17 protein-coding genes and 1 pseudogene are annotated in these 16,225 nt (G+C 66.1%); 8 read left to right on the top strand and 10 right to left on the bottom strand.

From position 1 onward, the window contains the following. Window position 1 precedes the first annotated feature (1 nt). A complete protein-coding gene (locus RM531_RS11690) occupies window positions 2-2,005 on the top strand; it encodes an SDR family oxidoreductase (protein WP_311659476.1) in 2,004 nt (667 codons plus the stop codon). A 37-nt stretch (window positions 2,006-2,042) separates the two neighbouring features. Here RM531_RS11690 and RM531_RS11685 read toward each other — a convergent pair whose 3' ends face one another. Further along, window positions 2,043-3,119 (bottom strand): 3-deoxy-7-phosphoheptulonate synthase, encoded by a 1,077-nt coding sequence (locus tag RM531_RS11685; RefSeq protein ID WP_349255439.1) that lies wholly within the window; start codon window positions 3,117-3,119, stop codon window positions 2,043-2,045. Window positions 3,120-3,283: 164 nt separating this feature from the next. On the opposite strand from RM531_RS11685, the gene RM531_RS11680 reads away from it, so the two are divergent. The 4 genes from RM531_RS11680 to RM531_RS11665 all read left to right on the top strand — a co-directional run bounded on the left by RM531_RS11680 (window position 3,284) and on the right by RM531_RS11665 (window position 7,560). Beyond that, entirely contained in the window at window positions 3,284-5,440 is a 2,157-nt protein-coding gene (locus RM531_RS11680; protein ID WP_311659473.1) for a dihydrolipoyl dehydrogenase family protein, read from the top strand. 208 nt (window positions 5,441-5,648) lie between these two features. Beyond that, entirely contained in the window at window positions 5,649-6,272 is a 624-nt protein-coding gene (gene gfa, locus RM531_RS11675) for an S-(hydroxymethyl)glutathione synthase (RefSeq protein WP_311659472.1), read from the top strand. 119 nt (window positions 6,273-6,391) lie between these two features. After that, window positions 6,392-7,138 (top strand): TSUP family transporter, encoded by a 747-nt coding sequence (locus RM531_RS11670; protein ID WP_311659470.1) that lies wholly within the window; start codon window positions 6,392-6,394, stop codon window positions 7,136-7,138. Next, complete coding sequence (locus RM531_RS11665; protein ID WP_311659468.1) at window positions 7,135-7,560, top strand: PaaI family thioesterase; 426 nt, start codon at window positions 7,135-7,137, stop codon at window positions 7,558-7,560. Before RM531_RS11670 ends, RM531_RS11665 begins: the two co-directional genes overlap by 4 nt. Here the strand turns inward: RM531_RS11665 and RM531_RS11660 are convergent, their stop codons facing one another. Continuing rightward, window positions 7,561-8,208 (bottom strand): hypothetical protein, encoded by a 648-nt coding sequence (locus tag RM531_RS11660; RefSeq protein WP_311659466.1) that lies wholly within the window; start codon window positions 8,206-8,208, stop codon window positions 7,561-7,563. A gap of 57 nt (window positions 8,209-8,265) precedes the next feature. Continuing rightward, window positions 8,266-8,562: a DUF167 domain-containing protein gene (locus RM531_RS11655; RefSeq protein ID WP_311659464.1), complete on the bottom strand. Its 297-nt coding sequence runs from the start codon at window positions 8,560-8,562 to the stop codon at window positions 8,266-8,268. A 112-nt stretch (window positions 8,563-8,674) separates the two neighbouring features. On the opposite strand from RM531_RS11655, the gene RM531_RS11650 reads away from it, so the two are divergent. Both RM531_RS11650 and RM531_RS11645 read left to right on the top strand, forming a co-directional pair. Further along, window positions 8,675-9,637 (top strand): alpha/beta fold hydrolase, encoded by a 963-nt coding sequence (locus RM531_RS11650; protein WP_311659463.1) that lies wholly within the window; start codon window positions 8,675-8,677, stop codon window positions 9,635-9,637. Then, complete coding sequence (locus RM531_RS11645; protein ID WP_311659461.1) at window positions 9,589-10,089, top strand: DUF302 domain-containing protein; 501 nt, start codon at window positions 9,589-9,591, stop codon at window positions 10,087-10,089. The genes RM531_RS11650 and RM531_RS11645 overlap by 49 nt, the downstream gene beginning before the upstream one ends. On the opposite strand, the gene RM531_RS11640 is transcribed toward RM531_RS11645, so the two are convergent. Genes RM531_RS11640 through RM531_RS11630 form a run of 3 tightly spaced genes read right to left on the bottom strand, consistent with a single transcriptional unit; the run spans window position 9,984 to window position 12,247 of the window. Next, window positions 9,984-10,604 carry a DUF3280 domain-containing protein gene (locus tag RM531_RS11640; protein WP_311659459.1) on the bottom strand — a complete coding sequence of 207 codons (621 nt, stop codon included), beginning with the start codon at window positions 10,602-10,604 and terminating at the stop codon, window positions 9,984-9,986. The genes RM531_RS11645 and RM531_RS11640 overlap by 106 nt on opposite strands. A gap of 38 nt (window positions 10,605-10,642) precedes the next feature. Further along, window positions 10,643-11,335 (bottom strand): hypothetical protein, encoded by a 693-nt coding sequence (locus RM531_RS11635; protein ID WP_311659457.1) that lies wholly within the window; start codon window positions 11,333-11,335, stop codon window positions 10,643-10,645. A gap of 45 nt (window positions 11,336-11,380) precedes the next feature. Further along, window positions 11,381-12,247: a quinoprotein dehydrogenase-associated putative ABC transporter substrate-binding protein gene (locus RM531_RS11630; RefSeq protein ID WP_311659455.1), complete on the bottom strand. Its 867-nt coding sequence runs from the start codon at window positions 12,245-12,247 to the stop codon at window positions 11,381-11,383. A 161-nt stretch (window positions 12,248-12,408) separates the two neighbouring features. Here RM531_RS11630 and RM531_RS11625 point away from each other — a divergent pair, with 161 nt between their 5' ends. Then, entirely contained in the window at window positions 12,409-13,158 is a 750-nt protein-coding gene (locus tag RM531_RS11625; RefSeq protein ID WP_311659453.1) for a pentapeptide repeat-containing protein, read from the top strand. 17 nt (window positions 13,159-13,175) lie between these two features. On the opposite strand, the gene RM531_RS11620 is transcribed toward RM531_RS11625, so the two are convergent. The 4 genes and pseudogenes from RM531_RS11620 to RM531_RS11605 form a co-directional block, all read right to left on the bottom strand. Further along, the gene (locus RM531_RS11620) at window positions 13,176-14,024 is read right to left on the bottom strand and encodes a quinoprotein dehydrogenase-associated SoxYZ-like carrier (RefSeq protein ID WP_311659452.1); all 849 of its coding nucleotides are present in this window, start codon (window positions 14,022-14,024) and stop codon (window positions 13,176-13,178) included. Window positions 14,025-14,029: 5 nt separating this feature from the next. Then, window positions 14,030-14,959, bottom strand: coding sequence for a quinoprotein relay system zinc metallohydrolase 2 (locus RM531_RS11615; RefSeq protein WP_311659451.1), 930 nt, complete (start codon window positions 14,957-14,959; stop codon window positions 14,030-14,032). 52 nt (window positions 14,960-15,011) lie between these two features. Then, a complete protein-coding gene (locus RM531_RS11610; RefSeq protein WP_311659449.1) occupies window positions 15,012-15,599 on the bottom strand; it encodes a c-type cytochrome in 588 nt (195 codons plus the stop codon). A 133-nt stretch (window positions 15,600-15,732) separates the two neighbouring features. After that, a pseudogene (locus RM531_RS11605) lies at window positions 15,733-16,225 on the bottom strand (PQQ-dependent dehydrogenase, methanol/ethanol family); the annotation flags it as partial.

Raw genomic sequence — 16,225 nt, 5'->3', positions numbered from 1 at the left:
CATGAAATATCTGGTTACCGGGGGCACCGGCTTCATCGGCCGTTTTCTGGTGGAGCGCCTGCTCAAGCGGCGCGGCTCGCGGGTCTACGTGCTGATGCGCAAGGCCAGCGCGGACAAGTACGACGCCCTGCGCGAGCGCCTGGGCGTGTCCGAGGAGCGCCTGATTCCGGTCTGGGGAGATATCACCCGCCAGGGGGTGACCGACGCCGCCACGCGCAAATCGCTGGCCGGGGAGATCGACCACGTCTTTCACCTGGCGGCGGTCTACGACATGGGCATGTCGGATGCGGTGGCCGACCGCGTGAACAACGAGGGCACCCGCAACCTGGTGGATTTCGCCAACCAGCTGGGTGGCAAGGTCCGTCTGCACCATATGTCGTCGGTGGCCGTTGCCGGGGCCGAATTCGACGGCGTGTTCAGCGACGAGATGTTCGACGAGGGTCAGCCCCTGCGGCATCCCTACTACCGCACCAAGTTCCAGTCCGAAAAGATCGTGCGCGAGCACGCCCAGGTCCCCTGGCGGGTGTATCGCCCCGGCATGGTGGTGGGACACAGCGAAACCGGGGAGATGGACAAGGTCGACGGGCCCTACTATTTCTTCAAGGCGATCCAGGCCATCCGCGACCGGGTACCGAAATGGATGCCGCTGCTTGGCATCGGCGGCGGGCAGATGCCGATCGCGCCGGTGGATTACGTGGTGGATGCCACCGATCGCATCGCCCATCTGGAAGCGGATAAATGGGACGGCCGGGCCTACTTCCTGCTGCAGAAGAATCCGCCGTCAGCCGGCGAGATGCTGGCGACGTTCATGGAAGCCGCCCACGGGCCCAGTTTCGTGCGCCAGCTGCCCACCCAGGAGATTCCGGCGGGATTCGAGCAGACCTTTCGCCAGATTGCCGGGCGGGTGCCGATGGCCCGCACGCTGGAAAAGCAGTTGTCATCGGCGCTCGGCGTGCCGCTGTCGATTCTGGGCTACGTCAACAACCGCACGGAATTCGACGATCGCAACACCCGTAGTGCCCTGCGCGGCAGCAAGGTCAAGTGCCCGCCGCTGGCGGATTATGCCGAGACGCTCTGGCGTTACTGGGAACTGCACATGGACTACGACGTCAAGGTGCCCAAGCGCCTGATGACGCGGGTCCGCGGCAAGGTGGTGCTGATCACCGGCGCTTCATCGGGTATCGGCTTCATCACCGCCAAGAAACTGGCCAAGGGCGGCGCCAAGGTGTGCCTGGTGGCCCGCAATCGCGACAAGCTGGCGGAGACGCAGGAAATCATTGCCAAGATGGGCGTTGAATCCTGGACCTATCCCTGCGACCTGAACAACATGGAAGCCATAGACGCGATGGCCGAGAAGGTGCTGGCCGACCACCACCACGTGGATATCCTGATCAATAATGCGGGGCGGTCGATCCGGCGCTCGGCGTTCGAGTCGTTCGACCGGTTTCATGACTACGAACGCACCATGCAGCTGAACTATTTCGGCGCGGTGCGGCTGATCATGGCGCTGCTGCCGGGCATGGGCAAACGCCGCACGGGGCAGATCATCAACATTTCCAGCATCGGCTGCCTGACCAACGTGCCGCGATTCTCGGCCTACGTGGCCAGCAAGTCGGCCCTGGATGCCTTCTCCCGCTGCATTTCCGGGGAGGTGGCGTCACGCAACATCGACATCACCACCATCTACATGCCGCTGGTGCGCACCCCGATGATCGCGCCGACCAAGCTCTACGACTACGTGCCGACCCTCACGCCCGAGCAGGCGGGGGACATGGTGGTATCGGCGGTGATCGAGCGGCCCAAGCGCATCGCCTCGCCACTGGGCACTACGGCTCAGGTCAGCTACGCGCTGTGGCCCAAGGTCAACGACTATGTGCTGAACAAGGCCTTCCACATGTTCCCGTCCTCGGCGGTGGCGCGAGGCAAGCGTCCGGGCACCGAGGAGGAAAAGCCCACCCTGCGCGGCATGGTGATGGCCGCGCTGCTGCCGGGGCCTTACTGGTAGGGCGCACAGGCGCGCCCGGCGCGGTGGCCGTCGGGCGTCAGGAAGCCTCGGCGGTGGCCACGTCCCGGCGTTCGGCCACGGCCTTGGCCAGTTCCGCCAGCAGCGGCTCGGTGTCCGCCCAGGACAGGCAGGCATCGGTCACGCTCTTGCCGTATTCCAGCTCGTCGGGCGCGCCCAGTGACTGGTTACCCTCGCTGAGGTGGGATTCGATCATCACGCCGAACACGGCGCGCGAGCCTGCCGAAATCTGGCCGGCCACATCGTGCCCGACTTCCAGCTGCTTCTTGTGCTGCTTGCGGCTGTTGGCATGCGAGAAGTCGATCATCAGGTGGCCGGGCAGCCCGGCATTCTCCAGCTGCGCCACGGCGCCGGTCACGGCGTCGGCGTCGTAGTTGGGGCCGTTGCTGCCGCCACGCAGGATGATGTGCGTATCCGGGTTGCCGCTGGTGGCAAAGATGGCCGAGTTGCCGGCCTTGGTCAGCGACAGGAAATGATGCGGGTGATGCGCGGCGCCCACCGCGTCGACCGCCAGCTTGATGGAGCCGCCGGTGCCGTTCTTGAACCCCACCGGGCAGGACAGGCCGGAGGCCAGTTCGCGATGGCCCTGGCTTTCCGTGGTGCGGGCGCCGATGGCGCCCCAGGCGACCAGGTCGGCCAGGTACTGCGGGGTGATCAGGTCGAGGAATTCCACCCCGGCCGGCATGCCCTGATCGGCCAGATCCAGCAGCAGCTTGCGGGCCAGATGCACGCCCTTGTTGATGTGGAAGGAGTCATCCAGGTCCGGATCGTTGATCAGACCTTTCCACCCGACCGTGGTCCGGGGCTTTTCGAAATAGACCCGCATCACGATCAGCAGGTCCTTGCGGTAAGCGTGGCGCGCGGCCATGAGCTTTTCCGCGTATTCCCGCGCGGCCGCCACGTCATGGATGGAGCAGGGTCCCACCACCACCAGCAGGCGGTCGTCCCGGCCCTGCAGGATGTCCTGAATCTGGGTGCGGGCGTTGTGTACCGTTTCGGCCGCAGCGTCGGTAATGGGCAATTCGTCAATCAGCGCGTCGGGGGTGACGAGCTCCTTGATGCCCTTGATCCGGAGGTTGTCGGTTTCGTACATCATGATGAGCGTGGCAATAGCGCGGTGCGCGGGTTCAAAGGCCGCGTATCCTAGCAGATTCAAGGGACCCCACCCGGGGTCCCAGGCCGGACTGGCAATACGAAGGCGCCGAACGCGGTCCATACAGGCGCAGAGCCGATTCCGGCACCGCGACGGAGATAATGCCGATGACCTTCACCCGCCTGTTGCTCGTGGCCGGCATCGCCGGCTTGCTGACCGCCTGGTTCCTGCTGGACCCCGGCCGCTGGCTGGGCGGGGCTTGCGAGGGGCAACTTTTCTCGCTGGCCTGCCTGGATGCCCAGCGGGGTGCCATCGAGGGCCTGCGCCAGGAAATGCCGGTACTGCTGGCGGCGGCCTTCTTCACCGTGTACGTGCTGGTGACGGCCCTGTCGATTCCCGGTGCGGCGGTGATGACCCTGGCTACGGGGGCGGTATTCGGCCTGGGCTGGGGACTGCTGATCGTGTCGTTTGCCTCCAGCGTGGGCGCCACCCTGGCGTTCCTGGTCGCCCGCTTCCTGCTGCGCGACGGGGTGCAGCGCCGGTTCGGTCGGCGGCTGACGGCGATCAACCGCGGGGTCGAGAAGGACGGGGCGTTCTACCTGTTCGCCCTGCGTCTGGTGCCGGCGTTCCCGTTCTTCGTGATCAACCTGGCGATGGGGCTGACGCCCATCCGCACGGCCACATTCTATGTGGTCAGTCAGATCGGCATGCTGCCCGGCACCGTGGTGTACGTGAATGCCGGCACCCAGCTGGGGCAGGTGGAGTCCCTGGGCGGCATCCTGTCGCCGGGACTGATCGGGTCGTTCGTGCTGCTGGGGCTGTTTCCGCTGGTGGCCCGCAAGGGGCTGGAGTGGTTTCGCAGCCGTCAGGCGCTGCGCGGCTACCGGCGCCCGGCCCGGTTCGACCGCAACCTGATCGTGATCGGCGCGGGCTCGGGCGGGCTGGTGGCGGCCTACATCGCCGCGGCGGTCAAGGCGAAGGTCACCCTGATCGAGCGCGACCGCATGGGCGGCGATTGCCTGAATACCGGCTGCGTGCCGTCCAAGGCCCTGCTGAAAACGGCCCGCTTTCTGCACGACGTCAAGCGCAGCGAGGCATTCGGCGTGCATACCGCGTCGGCGGAATTCGACTTCGGCCAGGTGATGGACCGGGTCCGCGACGTGGTGGGTCGCATCGAGCCGCATGACTCGGTGGAACGCTACGAGGGGCTGGGGGTGGAATGTCTGCAGGCCAGCGCCCGCCTGGTCGATCCCTGGACGGTGGAACTCGACGACGGTCGGCGGCTGACCGCCCGGGCCATCGTGCTGGCCACCGGCGCCGAGCCCCTGATACCGCCGATCGAGGGCATCGAGTCGGTGGCGGTGCTGACCTCCGACAACCTCTGGGATCTGCGGGAACTGCCCGAACGTCTGGTGGTGCTCGGCGGCGGCCCCATCGGCTGCGAGATGACCCAGGCCTTCGCACGGCTGGGAAGCCGGGTAACCCAGGTGGAAATGCTCGACCGCCTGATGATGCCGGAAGACCCGGAAATTGCGGCTGGCCTGCAGCAGCGCCTGGAAGCCGAGGGCGTGGATGTGCGCACCGGCCACCGCGCCGTCGCGGTGCGGGTGACTGATGGCCGGCAGGTGCTGGTTTGCGAGCATGGCGGCGAGACGATGGAAATCGAGTTCGACCGGCTGCTGGTGGCCGTGGGGCGCGCTGCGCGGCTGGAGGGGTTCGGGCTGGCGGAACTGGGCATCGAGGCAGACCGCACCATCGGCGTCAACGAGTTCCTGCAGACGACTATCCCCACTATCTACGCCTGTGGCGATGCCATTGCGCCCTACCAGTTCACCCACGTGGCGGCGCACGAGGCCTGGTTCGCGGCGGTCAACGGGCTGTTCGGCACGTTCCGGAAATTCCGGGTGGATTACTCGGTGATCCCCTGGGTGACGTTCACCGACCCGGAGATCGCCCATGTCGGCCATAACGAGACCAGTGCGGCGGGCGAGGGCATCGAGTACGAGGTGACCACCTACGGCATCGACGATCTGGACCGGGCCATCACCGACAGTGATGCCCGGGGCCTGGTGAAAGTGCTCACCGAGCCGGGCGCGGACCGGGTGCTTGGCGCCACCATCATGGGCCCGCATGCCGGTGAGCTGATCGCCGAGTTCGTGACCGCGATGAAGCAGGGGATCGGCCTGAACAAGATCCTCGGCACCATCCACGCCTACCCCACGTATGTCGAGGCCAACAAGTTCGCGGCCGGCGAGTGGAAACGCGCACATGCGCCGGCGTGGGCACTCGCATTTCTGTCGCGGTTGCATGCCTGGCGCCTGTGATCCCGCGCCGGTGCTGACTCGGGTTGGTCGTTGACCTGCCGATGACACGCCCCGGTTGGACAATCGCTATTTCTCCGAGGAGGATGGTGGGGCCGGGTGAATCCGTTGTTGAACGGGTTGCCCGGCTGCACGGAGGAAGCCGGTCCGTCCTGAGGGCGAATCGGGCCGTGCCGGAGGAGCGATAACAACCGATCAGGAGCGAACGCCAATGAGCATCAAGTCTTTTGTTGAGTCGTTGAAAGGCGGCGGTGGAGGCGCAGGTGACGTGTCCATTCATCCGGCCATCGATAACGGCATCAAGCCGGGATCGGACAATTTTCAGGGCGGCACCCTGTTGTGCCACTGTTCCAGCAATCCCGTGAAGGTGTCGGTCGGCGCGCAGACCGCCCATAACCACGCCTGCGGGTGCACCAAGTGCTGGAAGCCGGAGGGCGCACGATTCTCACTGGTCGCGGTGGTTTCCCGCGATGCGGTGTCGGTGGCCGAGAACGGCGACAAGACGGCGATCGTGGATGAAAGCGCCCCCATTCAGCGCCACGCCTGCAAGGAGTGCGGGGTGCACATGTTCGGTCGCATCGAGAATACCGACCATCCCTTCTACGGGCTGGATTTCGTGCACACCGAGCTGTCGCCGGAGTCCGGCTGGTCGGCCCCGCAGTTTGCCGCATTCGTGTCCTCGATCATCGAGTCGGGGGAGAATCCGGACAACATGGACGCCGTGCGCACCCGGCTGCGTGAGCTCGGGCTCGAGCCGTACGACTGCCTGGCGCCGCCGCTGATGGACCTTATTGCCACCCACACGGCGAAAAAGTCCGGCGCGTTGCCGGCCTGATCCGGGCCTTACAGGTCAGTCCTCGCTGAACGGGGCCGGCGCACGAGCGTCGGCCCCGTTTTCGTTGCAGCACACAGAAAGCGGCGTCTGGTTCCGCTTTCGACGTAGAATTCGCGCCCATGATGGCGCTTGTTCTCGCGGGTATCGCGCTGGCGGCGGCCACGCTGTCCGGCCTCACCGGGCTCGGTGGCGGCACGTTGCTGATCGCGGCGATGTACGCGCTGGGGTTCACGCCGGCGGTGGCGGTACCGCTGCATGCCGCGGTCCAGCTGGTGTCCAACGCCGCTCGGGTGGTGGCCTATCTGCCCCACGTGCGGTGGTCGGGTTTCGCGCTGTTTCTGGTGGGAGCGTTGCCGGCACCGTTCGCGCTGGCGCCGCTGGTTGTGGCAGTGCCGGCGGATGTGGTGCGTATCACGATGGCCGCATTCCTGCTGCTGGCCCTGGTGCCGGGGTGGCTGACATGGCTGCGCCTGGCCGGCGCATCGGGCCTGGTGGTGGCAGGCGCGCTTTCGGGTGGCCTGGGCACGGTGGTCGGCGCCACGGGGCTGATCATCGCGCCGTTCTTCCTCGACCGCGGATGGCCGAAGGAGACCGTCATCGCCACCATGGCGGTATGCCAGGCGGCGGGCCACGCGGCCAAGATTCTGGCCTTCGCCGTGGCAGGATTCGGGCTGGACGGGCAGCTGGACCTGCTCTGGCCGATGGCCCTGGCAGTAGTGGCGGGCACGGCACTGGGACGCTGGCTGATCGGGCTGGTCGACGAGAGCCGCTTCCGCTGGCTGGTGAAGATGATTCTGCTGGTGCTGGCGTGTCAGTTGGGTATCGACGGCGCGATCGGGCTGGTGCAACAGGGAGGAACGCAATGAGCGAGGTGAGCCCCGCCGACATCGAGCGGATGATTGCCGACAACGTCGACCTGGCGGAGGGCTTCCGGTTCGAGGTCCTCGACCTGACCGATGGCGCGCGGGTCAAGCTGCACTACAACGACCGCATGCTGCGCCTCGGGGGGACGATTTCCGGGCCGGTGCTGATGATGCTTGTCGATACGGCCATGTACGCAGCGGTGATCGCCCACGCCGAGCATGGGCAGTACGGGGTGACCAGCCATCTGAACATCGAGTTCCTGCGTCGCCCGCCGCCGGCTGACCTGATCGCGGAGGCCAGGCTGCTGCGCGTGGGCCGCCGGCAGGTAACCGGCACCGTGGTGATCCACAGCGAGGGTGAGTCGCGCCCGGTGCTGCATGCCACCGGCGGCTATTCACTGTTCCCGCCGGTGCGCGGTGCCTGACTACCAGTCGCCGGCCGCCCGGCGGGCAATGTCGTTGGCTGGGCGGGCCAGTAGGCCCGACGCGGTGGCCCGGACCTCGTAGCGGGCCCCGTCACGCATGGGCAGATAGGTGGCGCTGCCGTAACTGGCATCCACCATCGGCAGCCAGGCCGGGTGGCGCTCGGCCCAGGTCCAGAGATCCAGGCCGGCGTCGTCGGTTAGCTGGTGCACGCTGCGCAGGCGGTACTGTTCGTCCTCGGCGGTGCGATAGCGGCCGGTCAGCCGTTCCAGCCGGTAGCGCGGTTCCAGTCCGAACAGCACCAGCGGTGTGTGCCATTTCAGAAATCTGGCATCCAGCTGCCACTGGTCCCCGGCCAGTTCGTAGACCCGCGCGGGCGCCTCGGGCAGTTCCAGGCGGGCGCGAAACCGCTGGTCCGCGAGTTGCTCGAACGCGAGGGTGGCAACCGGATGCTCCGCGCTGAGCCGCTGGTAGGTCAGTAGATTGAAACCGATGGCGCCAAGAAGGGCCGCGAGGCCCAGGCTGGTGCATCCGAACAGACCATTGCGCAGCGCCGCTCCCGGGCGTCGGCGTAAGCGGGCACCGCCCAGGGCGAGAAAGAACAGGCCGACGGCCCCCAGCAGGCCGATAATGAAAACGGGATCCGGCATCGCAGACCATTCGAGGTGATCGCGGGTCGAGTCTACACCGGGTGCGGCCCTGGCCGGTCAATCAGGGGTCGCACCGGTCAGGTGCTTCAGCCGGTCGCGCAGGGTAGCGGCGTCCAGCCCGCCGATGATCAGTGTCTTGGCGGGGGTGGTGGCGCCGCGGCTGATCCGCACGTCAGCCGGCGATAACGCCAGCTGTTGGGCAATCAGCGCGATCACGGCGGCGTTGGCTCGTCCCCTATCGGCTGGCTGGCGTACCCGTAGCTTCAGCCGATGACCCAGCCAGCCCGCGATTTCGGTGCGCGAGGCGCCGGGCACGACCTTGACCGGCAAGGTCACAGTTCTGGCCTGTTTCATGCCTGGTATTGGTGCGTCCTGATTCGTTGCCCGGCCGTATGCGGTAGGCTGGCACTTGATGCGGCCCGGTGCTCACACGGGAGTTGCTCGAATGATAAATCGGATCTTCGGCTTGGCAGTACTGATGCTGACCGGCGTCGGAATGGCGTCGGCGGACACCGAGTATGCGGCGCCGGGCTCGCTGTTCGAGGTGGAAGGCCATCGCATGCACCTGCACTGCACGGGGCAGGGCGCCCCAACGGTGGTGCTGGATTCCGGGCTGGGTGGGACGTCCCTCGACTGGTCGCGGGTGCAGCCATGGCTGTCCTACAGCAACCGCGTCTGCAGCTATGACCGCCCGGGCTATGGCTGGAGCCGGGCCACCCCGGGGACGCGCAGTAGCGCGGTGATCGCGCGTGAGCTGCACAAGTTGCTGCAGCAGGCGGATGAGGCGCCGCCCTACGTCCTGGTCGGTCACTCCTTCGGCGGCTGGAACATGCAGTTGTTCGAGCATCAGTATCCGGAGGATGTGGCCGGTCTGGTGCTGGTTGATGCCAGCCAGGCGCGCCAGATCGAGCGCTACGAGCAGGCCGGCACGGCCGTGGCGCCGCGGGGCCGTTTCATGGTGTTCTCGCCGGCCACCATTCCGCCGGCCCTGCCGGCTGGTATCCGGGCAGTGGTGGAGCATCTGACCTATCGTGCGGTGACCAATCGCACCGTCCATACCGAGCTGGCGGCATTCCGCGACAGCGCGCTGCAGGTGCAGCAAACCAGTCTGCCGCCGGAACTGCCGTTGGTGGTGGTCTCGCGGGGGCGCCCGATCCGCTCGGCCAACGCCTCGGCGGTGGCGTCCGAAGAGTTATGGCGCGACATGCAGCAGGAATTCGTCGAGTCCCACCCGGGGGCCGTGCATCTGGTGGCGCAGCACAGCGGCCACCACGTGCATCTGGAACAGCCCGGAGTGGTTGCCGGCGCCATTTGTATCGCGATCCAGATGGCGCGGGCCGGTGAAACGCGGCGTCTGCCGCGGGGATGGCTGGAACAGCGATGTCTCAATCCGCTACGCAGCGCAAGCGTCTACCTGCCGGCGCGCTGACGCGGGCGCTGCTGAGCGTCGTGCTGGCCACCGCTGTTGCGGCCTGCACCCAGGACCCGAGCGCCGCCGATCTGCGCTATGCGCGATCGACGGACAAGCCGGTTGCCGATGTGATGATTGATCTGGAGCTGGCGATCACCCAGGAGAATTTCGCAATCACCGCCCGCAACAATCTGGGCGACCCCATTCGCCGGCGCGGCCACCCGGATTTTCCGGATGCGCACATCGTCAGTTTCTGCAATCTGGAGTACGCCCGCCGCGCCATCGATATCGACCCGGCGCTGATGGTGTACATGCCCTGCAAGGTCACTGTGCTGGCGCAGGGCGAGACGGTTCTGATCCAGACCTACCTGCTGCCGGAAGCGCTCGCGGCCGAGGGCGCGGCCGGATTCGCGCGTGAGGTCAACTCGATTCTGCGCGGTATCGTGGACTTCGCGGCCTCGGGCGACTGAACCTTCGACACCGTGGCGTTGTAGCTGCGGCGCAGGATATCGCTGACCAGGGTGCGCGTGGCCCGCCGCCAGGCTTCATTGGTGTTGCTGCGCATGTCCACCGAGCCGCCGGCCAGATCGATGCCGGTATCAACCTCGCGGATGACCGCGTTGATGTTGAGGATCAGGCTGCTGACTTTCTGGGCCCAGCCGACCAGGACCAGGTCCGCATCGAGCTGGCGCGCGATGTCGAGTTCGCAGCCGTTGCAGCGGTGGAGGTAGCGATACCGCTGCCGGGCCTGGTCGATGGCCGACGCCGCCGGGGCGACGTCCACCGGGCAGAATGCGGGCAGATTGGCGAGAAGCTTGCGGGCGCGCTCGGTGGCACGTCGTGCCCTGGCGATATCCTCGGCCTGCCGCCCTTCGATATCCGCCTGGACGCTGGAGTCGAGCAGATCGAAGGGCAGGATCGCCACGCTGCGGCAGTCGCGGTCCGACGCCTGGGCGATGGTGCCCAGGGTCAGGCCGCCCGCCATCAGCGTGAGCGCGGCCAGTTGCCGGCCCCGTAACCGGATCAGCTATCGCCCGCCGGCTGCACGCCGGTCAAACGAAGGGATTCCTCGATCAGGGGTTGGTCACCCTCCGCCGCGGGGACTCGCGTGCGGATTTCATACACTTCGCCCGGAATCGATTCGGAGACGATGAACTCGTACACCTTGCCACGGTAGGGGGCCATTTGCGGCCGGTCTTCGTCCTGATAGGGCATCAGCCGGATCTTCTGGGCCGAGACCTGCTTTCCGTCGTAATCGACCGTGACCGTCTCCACCTCGGACTCGTGCTCCAGCGCCAGCTTTACCTGCTTCTGGAAGAAGCGCCAGGAGCCGCCGGTCAGGCGATCCATTTCCGCCACGTCGCGCTGCAGGAACATCATGATCACCGGATTCCCGCGTGCCGAGGGCACCTTACGCACGTAATCGTTGTCGTCGCCGCTGTCGTAATCGAACGATACATTGCGCGCCTTGGCTTCCGCGCCGGGCTTGCTGGTCATGCGGATGCCTTCGTCGAGGTCATCCTCGCCGGCCTTGGTGGCCCGCTTGGTCAGCTGGTATTCGTAGATCATCGGGCCGCTCGCCCCGTCCAGATGATTCTCCAGAAACAGCAGCTGGTTGGCTTGTGAGAATTCGTCGTCGGTGGTTTCGGCTGCCGCCATGCCGGTAGGCACTGCCAGCGCAGCGGCCAGCAGGCAGCTCAGGGTATGTCGCTTCACATCATCCTCCGTGGTGTCGCGTGTCTGCGATGCGTTATCGATGTATCAGTCGTCGTCATCCGGCACGGACTTGTCGCTTTCCGTGAGCGGTACCAGGGGTACGTTGTAATCGGCCAGAATGGACTCGATTTCGTCGCGATTGTCGCGGATCAGGTTGGATACGGTCTCCATCCATTCGTTCTCGCCGTAGCGTACCGCCATCCGGATGGGGAACGAAACGGCCAGACCCTCGTCGGGTTCGAAGGGAACGACACGCAGCTTGGGTGTGTCGATCTGCTGGGCGTAATACCCGCCGATCGGCCCCCAGAGCATGACGATATCCAGGTCGCCGTTGACCAGCTCGTTGCGGATCACGTCACCCGGGTCGAAATCGCGGCTGCCGGACTGGGTGCGGTAGCCCACCAGGTTGGTGAGCATGCCGTTGCGCTGCAGCCAGGTGACCGGCGGCGACTTGGTGAACCCGCCGATGCGCAGGTTCTCCCGCTTGTCGGCCGGCAGATCGAGCAGATCGGCGGGCTCCTGGACGTCGTCCAGCCCGGTGCCTTCCGGGAACACCATCACGTAGGTGGACCGGAAGTAGGCCGGCGTGGTCTGGCCAACCTCGAAGCCGGAACCGGCCGACAGCACCACGTCGCAGGCATAGCGGTTCTTGTCGTCGAGGAAGTTCTTGAGCGAAACACGCCCGAAACCCATCTGCTGGGGCACCCAGTAATACTCGAGCGGCAGCCCCAGCTTGTCGGCGAACAGTTCGGCAATCTTGTTCTCGAACCCTTCGCCGGCCTCGTTGACCATGGGCATGTTGCTCGGATCGGCACAGGCCCGGAATGCCTCTCGCTCATCCGCGCCCACGGCGGCGGTGCCGAGCAGCGCGGCTACGATGCCGCCGATCCATGCCGGGTAACGTGTTTTCATTGGAATCCTCGCTTGCAATCTGGGTGAAGGTGGCTCGTTCGATGCAATGGCTTGCGGGCGCCGACGGTCCGGTTACAGGATGGTGCCGAAAGGTGCCGATCGACCCTGAACCGGGAAACCGAATACGTCAATCGCCCGTCCGGGTACGCAGGAGACCGCACATGGCAGCAAGTAAACGATTGGTTATGGCAGCCGCCGCCCTGGTGATGGCCGGCGCTGCGGTCGCGGACGACAATCTGGACCGCACCGCCGTCGAAGCGATCCTGGCGGATGCGCAACAGCGGCAGAACGGCCTGTACGATGCCGAAGTGGCCGGGGCCGATCTGGCCGGGCTGGATTTTCTCGGCGTTGATCTGCGAAGCATCAATGTGTCGAACAGCGACCTGACCAATGCGGACCTGGCCGGCGTCAACCTGGATCTGGGACGCATGATCGGCGCGGACCTCGGCGGCGCACGCTTCGCCGGCGCGAGCATGTTCAGCGTGGTGGCCAAGGACGCGCGTTTCGTCAACGCCAGCCTGCCGAAGGTGCGGCTCATCGGCGATCTGTCGGGCACCGATTTCAGTGGCGCCGATCTGTCCGGTCTGCGGGGCGGGGCGGACATGAAGAATCAGTCGATGGGCCTGATGAACGCGGTGTTCAACGGCGCGGAGATGGTGGCGGCCGATCTTTCCGGCGCCGACCTGTCGCGGGCCTATCTCAAGTTCGTCGATTTCACGAACGCCAATCTCGCCGGGGCGGACCTGTCCCGGGCCGACCTTGCGGGAGCGGAATTCCGGGGCGCTGACCTGACCGATGCCGACCTCACCGGCGCCATCGTGCCCCGCACGGACTTCCGGGGTGCCCGGGGCATGGATACGGTCAAGGGGCTCGACACCCTCAAGGAGCGCGACCGCGCCTACTTCGACTGACACGTGCGCGTGCGCGCTCATGGCGCGGCCGCGTACTCGGCGGTGAAGGTGTTTTCCTCGGTATCCCGAACCGCAATCGTCAGCGGTGCCGAGCCGACCGGCTGATAGGAAAAGCGCAGGCTCGGATTCTCGCTGAGTGAGAACGTCATCGTGGCACTCAGGACATTGCGATCCCCGGCGTTGATCTCGATGGCATTCACGTAGTGCTCCGGCACGTGCAGCCGGGTGACTTGGTTCATCTGCAGGCCGGTGTGGTTGGGGTGGCGCGTGAGCATCTGGATGCGCCGTCCCGGCTTGTCCGACCCGCTGAGCTCGCGCAGACGAATCTGCCCCATGTTGGCCAGGGCTGCGTCCGGGTCCTTCGAGGCAGGCGCGGAGCAGCCGCCACTGGCCTTGACGTAGCGGGTGGTCATGTAGAGCTGGCCGTCACCGGTTTCCGCGATGGCCCGCATGTGGGTGTAGGCGTTCACCCGGACGCGGGTGGCGATATCGGCACTGGCCGCGGCCGGCCCGAACTCGAACTCGGCCGACATCGGCACCGGGTTGTTGTCGATTACCAGCCACAGGCGCTCGATACGACGCTCATCGTCCGATGACAGCTTGTCGGTGATGGCGATAGGCACGATGGCGGCGTCCTCGGCGCGATAGGGGGCATCCAGGCCGATGATCGCCTCGCCATCCCGGATCGGCCGGTCACCGAAGTGTTCCGCCTTGAGGCTGGGCCAGGCGCTGGATTCGGGGATTTGTTCGTCGTCGGCTGTCGCGGCGCCGGCCATCGTCGGGCCGAGAAGGCCGGCAATTGCGGTCGCGGCAATGAATTGCCGTGCAAGCAGACGACGGATCGTGCGCGGTCTGTGGTTGGCCATGACGTCTACTCCCATTCCAGTTCCGCGAATGCCGCGGTGACATTGCGCCGGTGAACTTGATCGAACAGCGGCCAGTCCTGCGCGCGGTCATAGCCGATGTTCGCGATCGCCTGCTCGATCGTGCGTCCCTGGTCAATCGCGTCCCGCACCTGCGTACGGAGATGGCTAAGGTAGCGTCGTAACGGGGCGCTGCCGGCCGGCCAGGGCGCACATGCCGGTCCGTGTCCGGGCACTATTCGTTTGACGTCCGAGCGGCCCGACAGTTCATCGAGCACGCTCAGCCAGCCGTTGATGCTGCCGTCGAGCGCCGGCATCCGGTCGATAAAAACCAGATCCCCCGTCCACAGAGTGCCCGAGCCTGTGTCGAAGACAGTCAGATCGGTGTTGCTGTGGGCGGTCGGCCAGGCTTCCAGTACCAGGGTGCGGCCACCCAGGTCGATTCGCCTCGTATCGGCAACCGTGGTGGTTGGTGCAACAATCCAGGAGGTATCGGCATCCGCGACATAGGTCCTGTTTGCTGCCGCCAGATAGCCGTCCGCGCGTGCGGCGAGTGCCCGCGGCAGTTGCTCATGCCCGAACAGTGGCCGGTCATCGCCGGTCAGCGCCCTGTTGCCCAGCACATGGTCCGGGTGCACGTGGGTGTTGATCACTGCACAGATCGGCAGATCCGTCCGGTGGGCCACGCTGGCGGCCAGCTGGCGCCCGAGCGCTGGTGATCCGAGGGTATCGATGACCGCGACACAGTCATCGCCGACCACGAAGCCGGCATTGGCGATGTCATTGCCGTTGTCCGAACGGGCCTGTTCGGTATGCCCCTGGTGTACGAACATGCCGGGTGCGACTTCCGATACCGGCAGGGCGGCACCGGCAGCCCCGCTGCCGGCCATCAGCATGGCCGGCAGGAGGCGATAAGCGAGCCATCTCGCGATGGCCATCAGGCGAAAGGGTCGGGCGAGCAGCAGCACAATGGTGGCCGCTCGCGGCCCCTTACTTCGGATCGGGGTGAACCGCCGGCAGCGCTTCATCCGAGCGGGCCTTGAGATAGGCCCAGAGCTGGCCGACGTTGCTCATCACGTCCGGGTTGTCCTTCCAGGCCGGCATCACCGAGTAGGTGCCGGTGGTCGAATCGAACCGCTTCTTGCCGTTGGCGATGATGCCGGTGAACTCGCCCTGGTTCAGGTCCTCCAGGCGGTCCACGAGGCTGGGCGCAAAGGTGCTGCCCACGCCGTTCGGTCCGTGGCAGGTATGGCAGTGGGCGTGATACTTCTCGTAGCCGGTGACGACGGCCTCGTTGGCGACGCAGTGATCGTCGTCACAGGATACGTCGTACGGCTTGCCGGACGTATCGCCACCACCATCTTCGTTCGAGGCCGCATCATCGGTGGGCTCGGATTCGGTGTCGGCCGCGGCCACCTGGGTGTTGCCGCTGTCCTGGCTCTCGTCAGCGCCGGCCGGTTCCTCGGTCGCGCTGTCGTTCGATGCTGTCTTGCTCTGGCTCTCGGAGCAGGCCACCTGCAGGCCGGCCGTGCCCAGTACCAGGGTCAGGAAAAACAGGGAAAAGAGTCGGCGGGTCATCCTCATTTCGCACCTATATCGTGATCGATGTCGGGTGGCCTCAGTGTGTCTGTCCGGGGCACTTCCCGCAAGAAAAGCGCCCGCACCCCGAAGCAGGGTGCGGGCGCGTGTCCACCAACGGTTGTCGGTCGACTTAGAGTGCGCTATCCGGCAGCGCGAACAGCGTCAGGACGCCGCCCAGCTGCGTGTTCTGCGACAGCGACTTGTAGGCACCCACGGCGCCCAGGCCGGCGTTCGGGTCGGTCAACCCGGCAGCCATGCCGATACCGGCCCAGCCACCAATACCCGAGAGCACGCCGATGTACTGCTTGTCGTCGTGCGTCCAGGTGTTGACGTTGCCGATGATGCCGGACGGCGTCTTGAAGCGATAAAGCTCCTTGCCGGTCTTGGCATCAACTGCCTTCAGGTAGCCTTCGAGCGTGCCGTAGAACACCACGTCACCCGCGGTGGCCAAGGCGCCACTCCACACCGAGAAGGGCTCGGCGATGGACCACTTGATTTCGCCCTTGGTGGCATCCCACGCGATGAACGTGCCCAGCCGCGGCTCGTCGGCCTCATCCGGGTTGACCGGATTGGTGATCGAGTTGGGGGCCGGGTACATCGACAGGGTGGCGCCGACGTACGGC

Origin of the sequence: Spectribacter acetivorans, assembly GCF_031846305.1 — a bacterium.
GTDB classification, from domain to species: Bacteria; Pseudomonadota; Gammaproteobacteria; order Nevskiales; family Salinisphaeraceae; genus Spectribacter; species Spectribacter acetivorans.
Note: the sequence above shows the minus strand (reverse complement) of the source record. Positions and strands in the feature narration are given on the sequence as shown.

Bases quoted from the DNA above. Each gene is read 5' to 3' on its own strand.
- RM531_RS11690 (WP_311659476.1), top strand. From the start codon at position 2: ATGAAATATCTGGTTACCGGGGGCACCGGCTTCATCGGCCGTTTTCTG.
- RM531_RS11685 (WP_349255439.1), bottom strand. From the start codon at position 3,119: ATGATGTACGAAACCGACAACCTCCGGATCAAGGGCATCAAGGAGCTC.
- RM531_RS11680 (WP_311659473.1), top strand. From the start codon at position 3,284: ATGACCTTCACCCGCCTGTTGCTCGTGGCCGGCATCGCCGGCTTGCTG.
- gfa (WP_311659472.1), top strand. From the start codon at position 5,649: ATGAGCATCAAGTCTTTTGTTGAGTCGTTGAAAGGCGGCGGTGGAGGC.
- RM531_RS11670 (WP_311659470.1), top strand. From the start codon at position 6,392: ATGATGGCGCTTGTTCTCGCGGGTATCGCGCTGGCGGCGGCCACGCTG.
- RM531_RS11665 (WP_311659468.1), top strand. From the start codon at position 7,135: ATGAGCGAGGTGAGCCCCGCCGACATCGAGCGGATGATTGCCGACAAC.
- RM531_RS11660 (WP_311659466.1), bottom strand. From the start codon at position 8,208: ATGCCGGATCCCGTTTTCATTATCGGCCTGCTGGGGGCCGTCGGCCTG.
- RM531_RS11655 (WP_311659464.1), bottom strand. From the start codon at position 8,562: ATGAAACAGGCCAGAACTGTGACCTTGCCGGTCAAGGTCGTGCCCGGC.
- RM531_RS11645 (WP_311659461.1), top strand. From the start codon at position 9,589: ATGTCTCAATCCGCTACGCAGCGCAAGCGTCTACCTGCCGGCGCGCTG.
- RM531_RS11640 (WP_311659459.1), bottom strand. From the start codon at position 10,604: ATGGCGGGCGGCCTGACCCTGGGCACCATCGCCCAGGCGTCGGACCGC.
- RM531_RS11630 (WP_311659455.1), bottom strand. From the start codon at position 12,247: ATGAAAACACGTTACCCGGCATGGATCGGCGGCATCGTAGCCGCGCTG.
- RM531_RS11625 (WP_311659453.1), top strand. From the start codon at position 12,409: ATGGCAGCAAGTAAACGATTGGTTATGGCAGCCGCCGCCCTGGTGATG.
- RM531_RS11620 (WP_311659452.1), bottom strand. From the start codon at position 14,024: ATGGCCAACCACAGACCGCGCACGATCCGTCGTCTGCTTGCACGGCAA.
- RM531_RS11615 (WP_311659451.1), bottom strand. From the start codon at position 14,959: ATGGCCATCGCGAGATGGCTCGCTTATCGCCTCCTGCCGGCCATGCTG.
- RM531_RS11610 (WP_311659449.1), bottom strand. From the start codon at position 15,599: ATGACCCGCCGACTCTTTTCCCTGTTTTTCCTGACCCTGGTACTGGGC.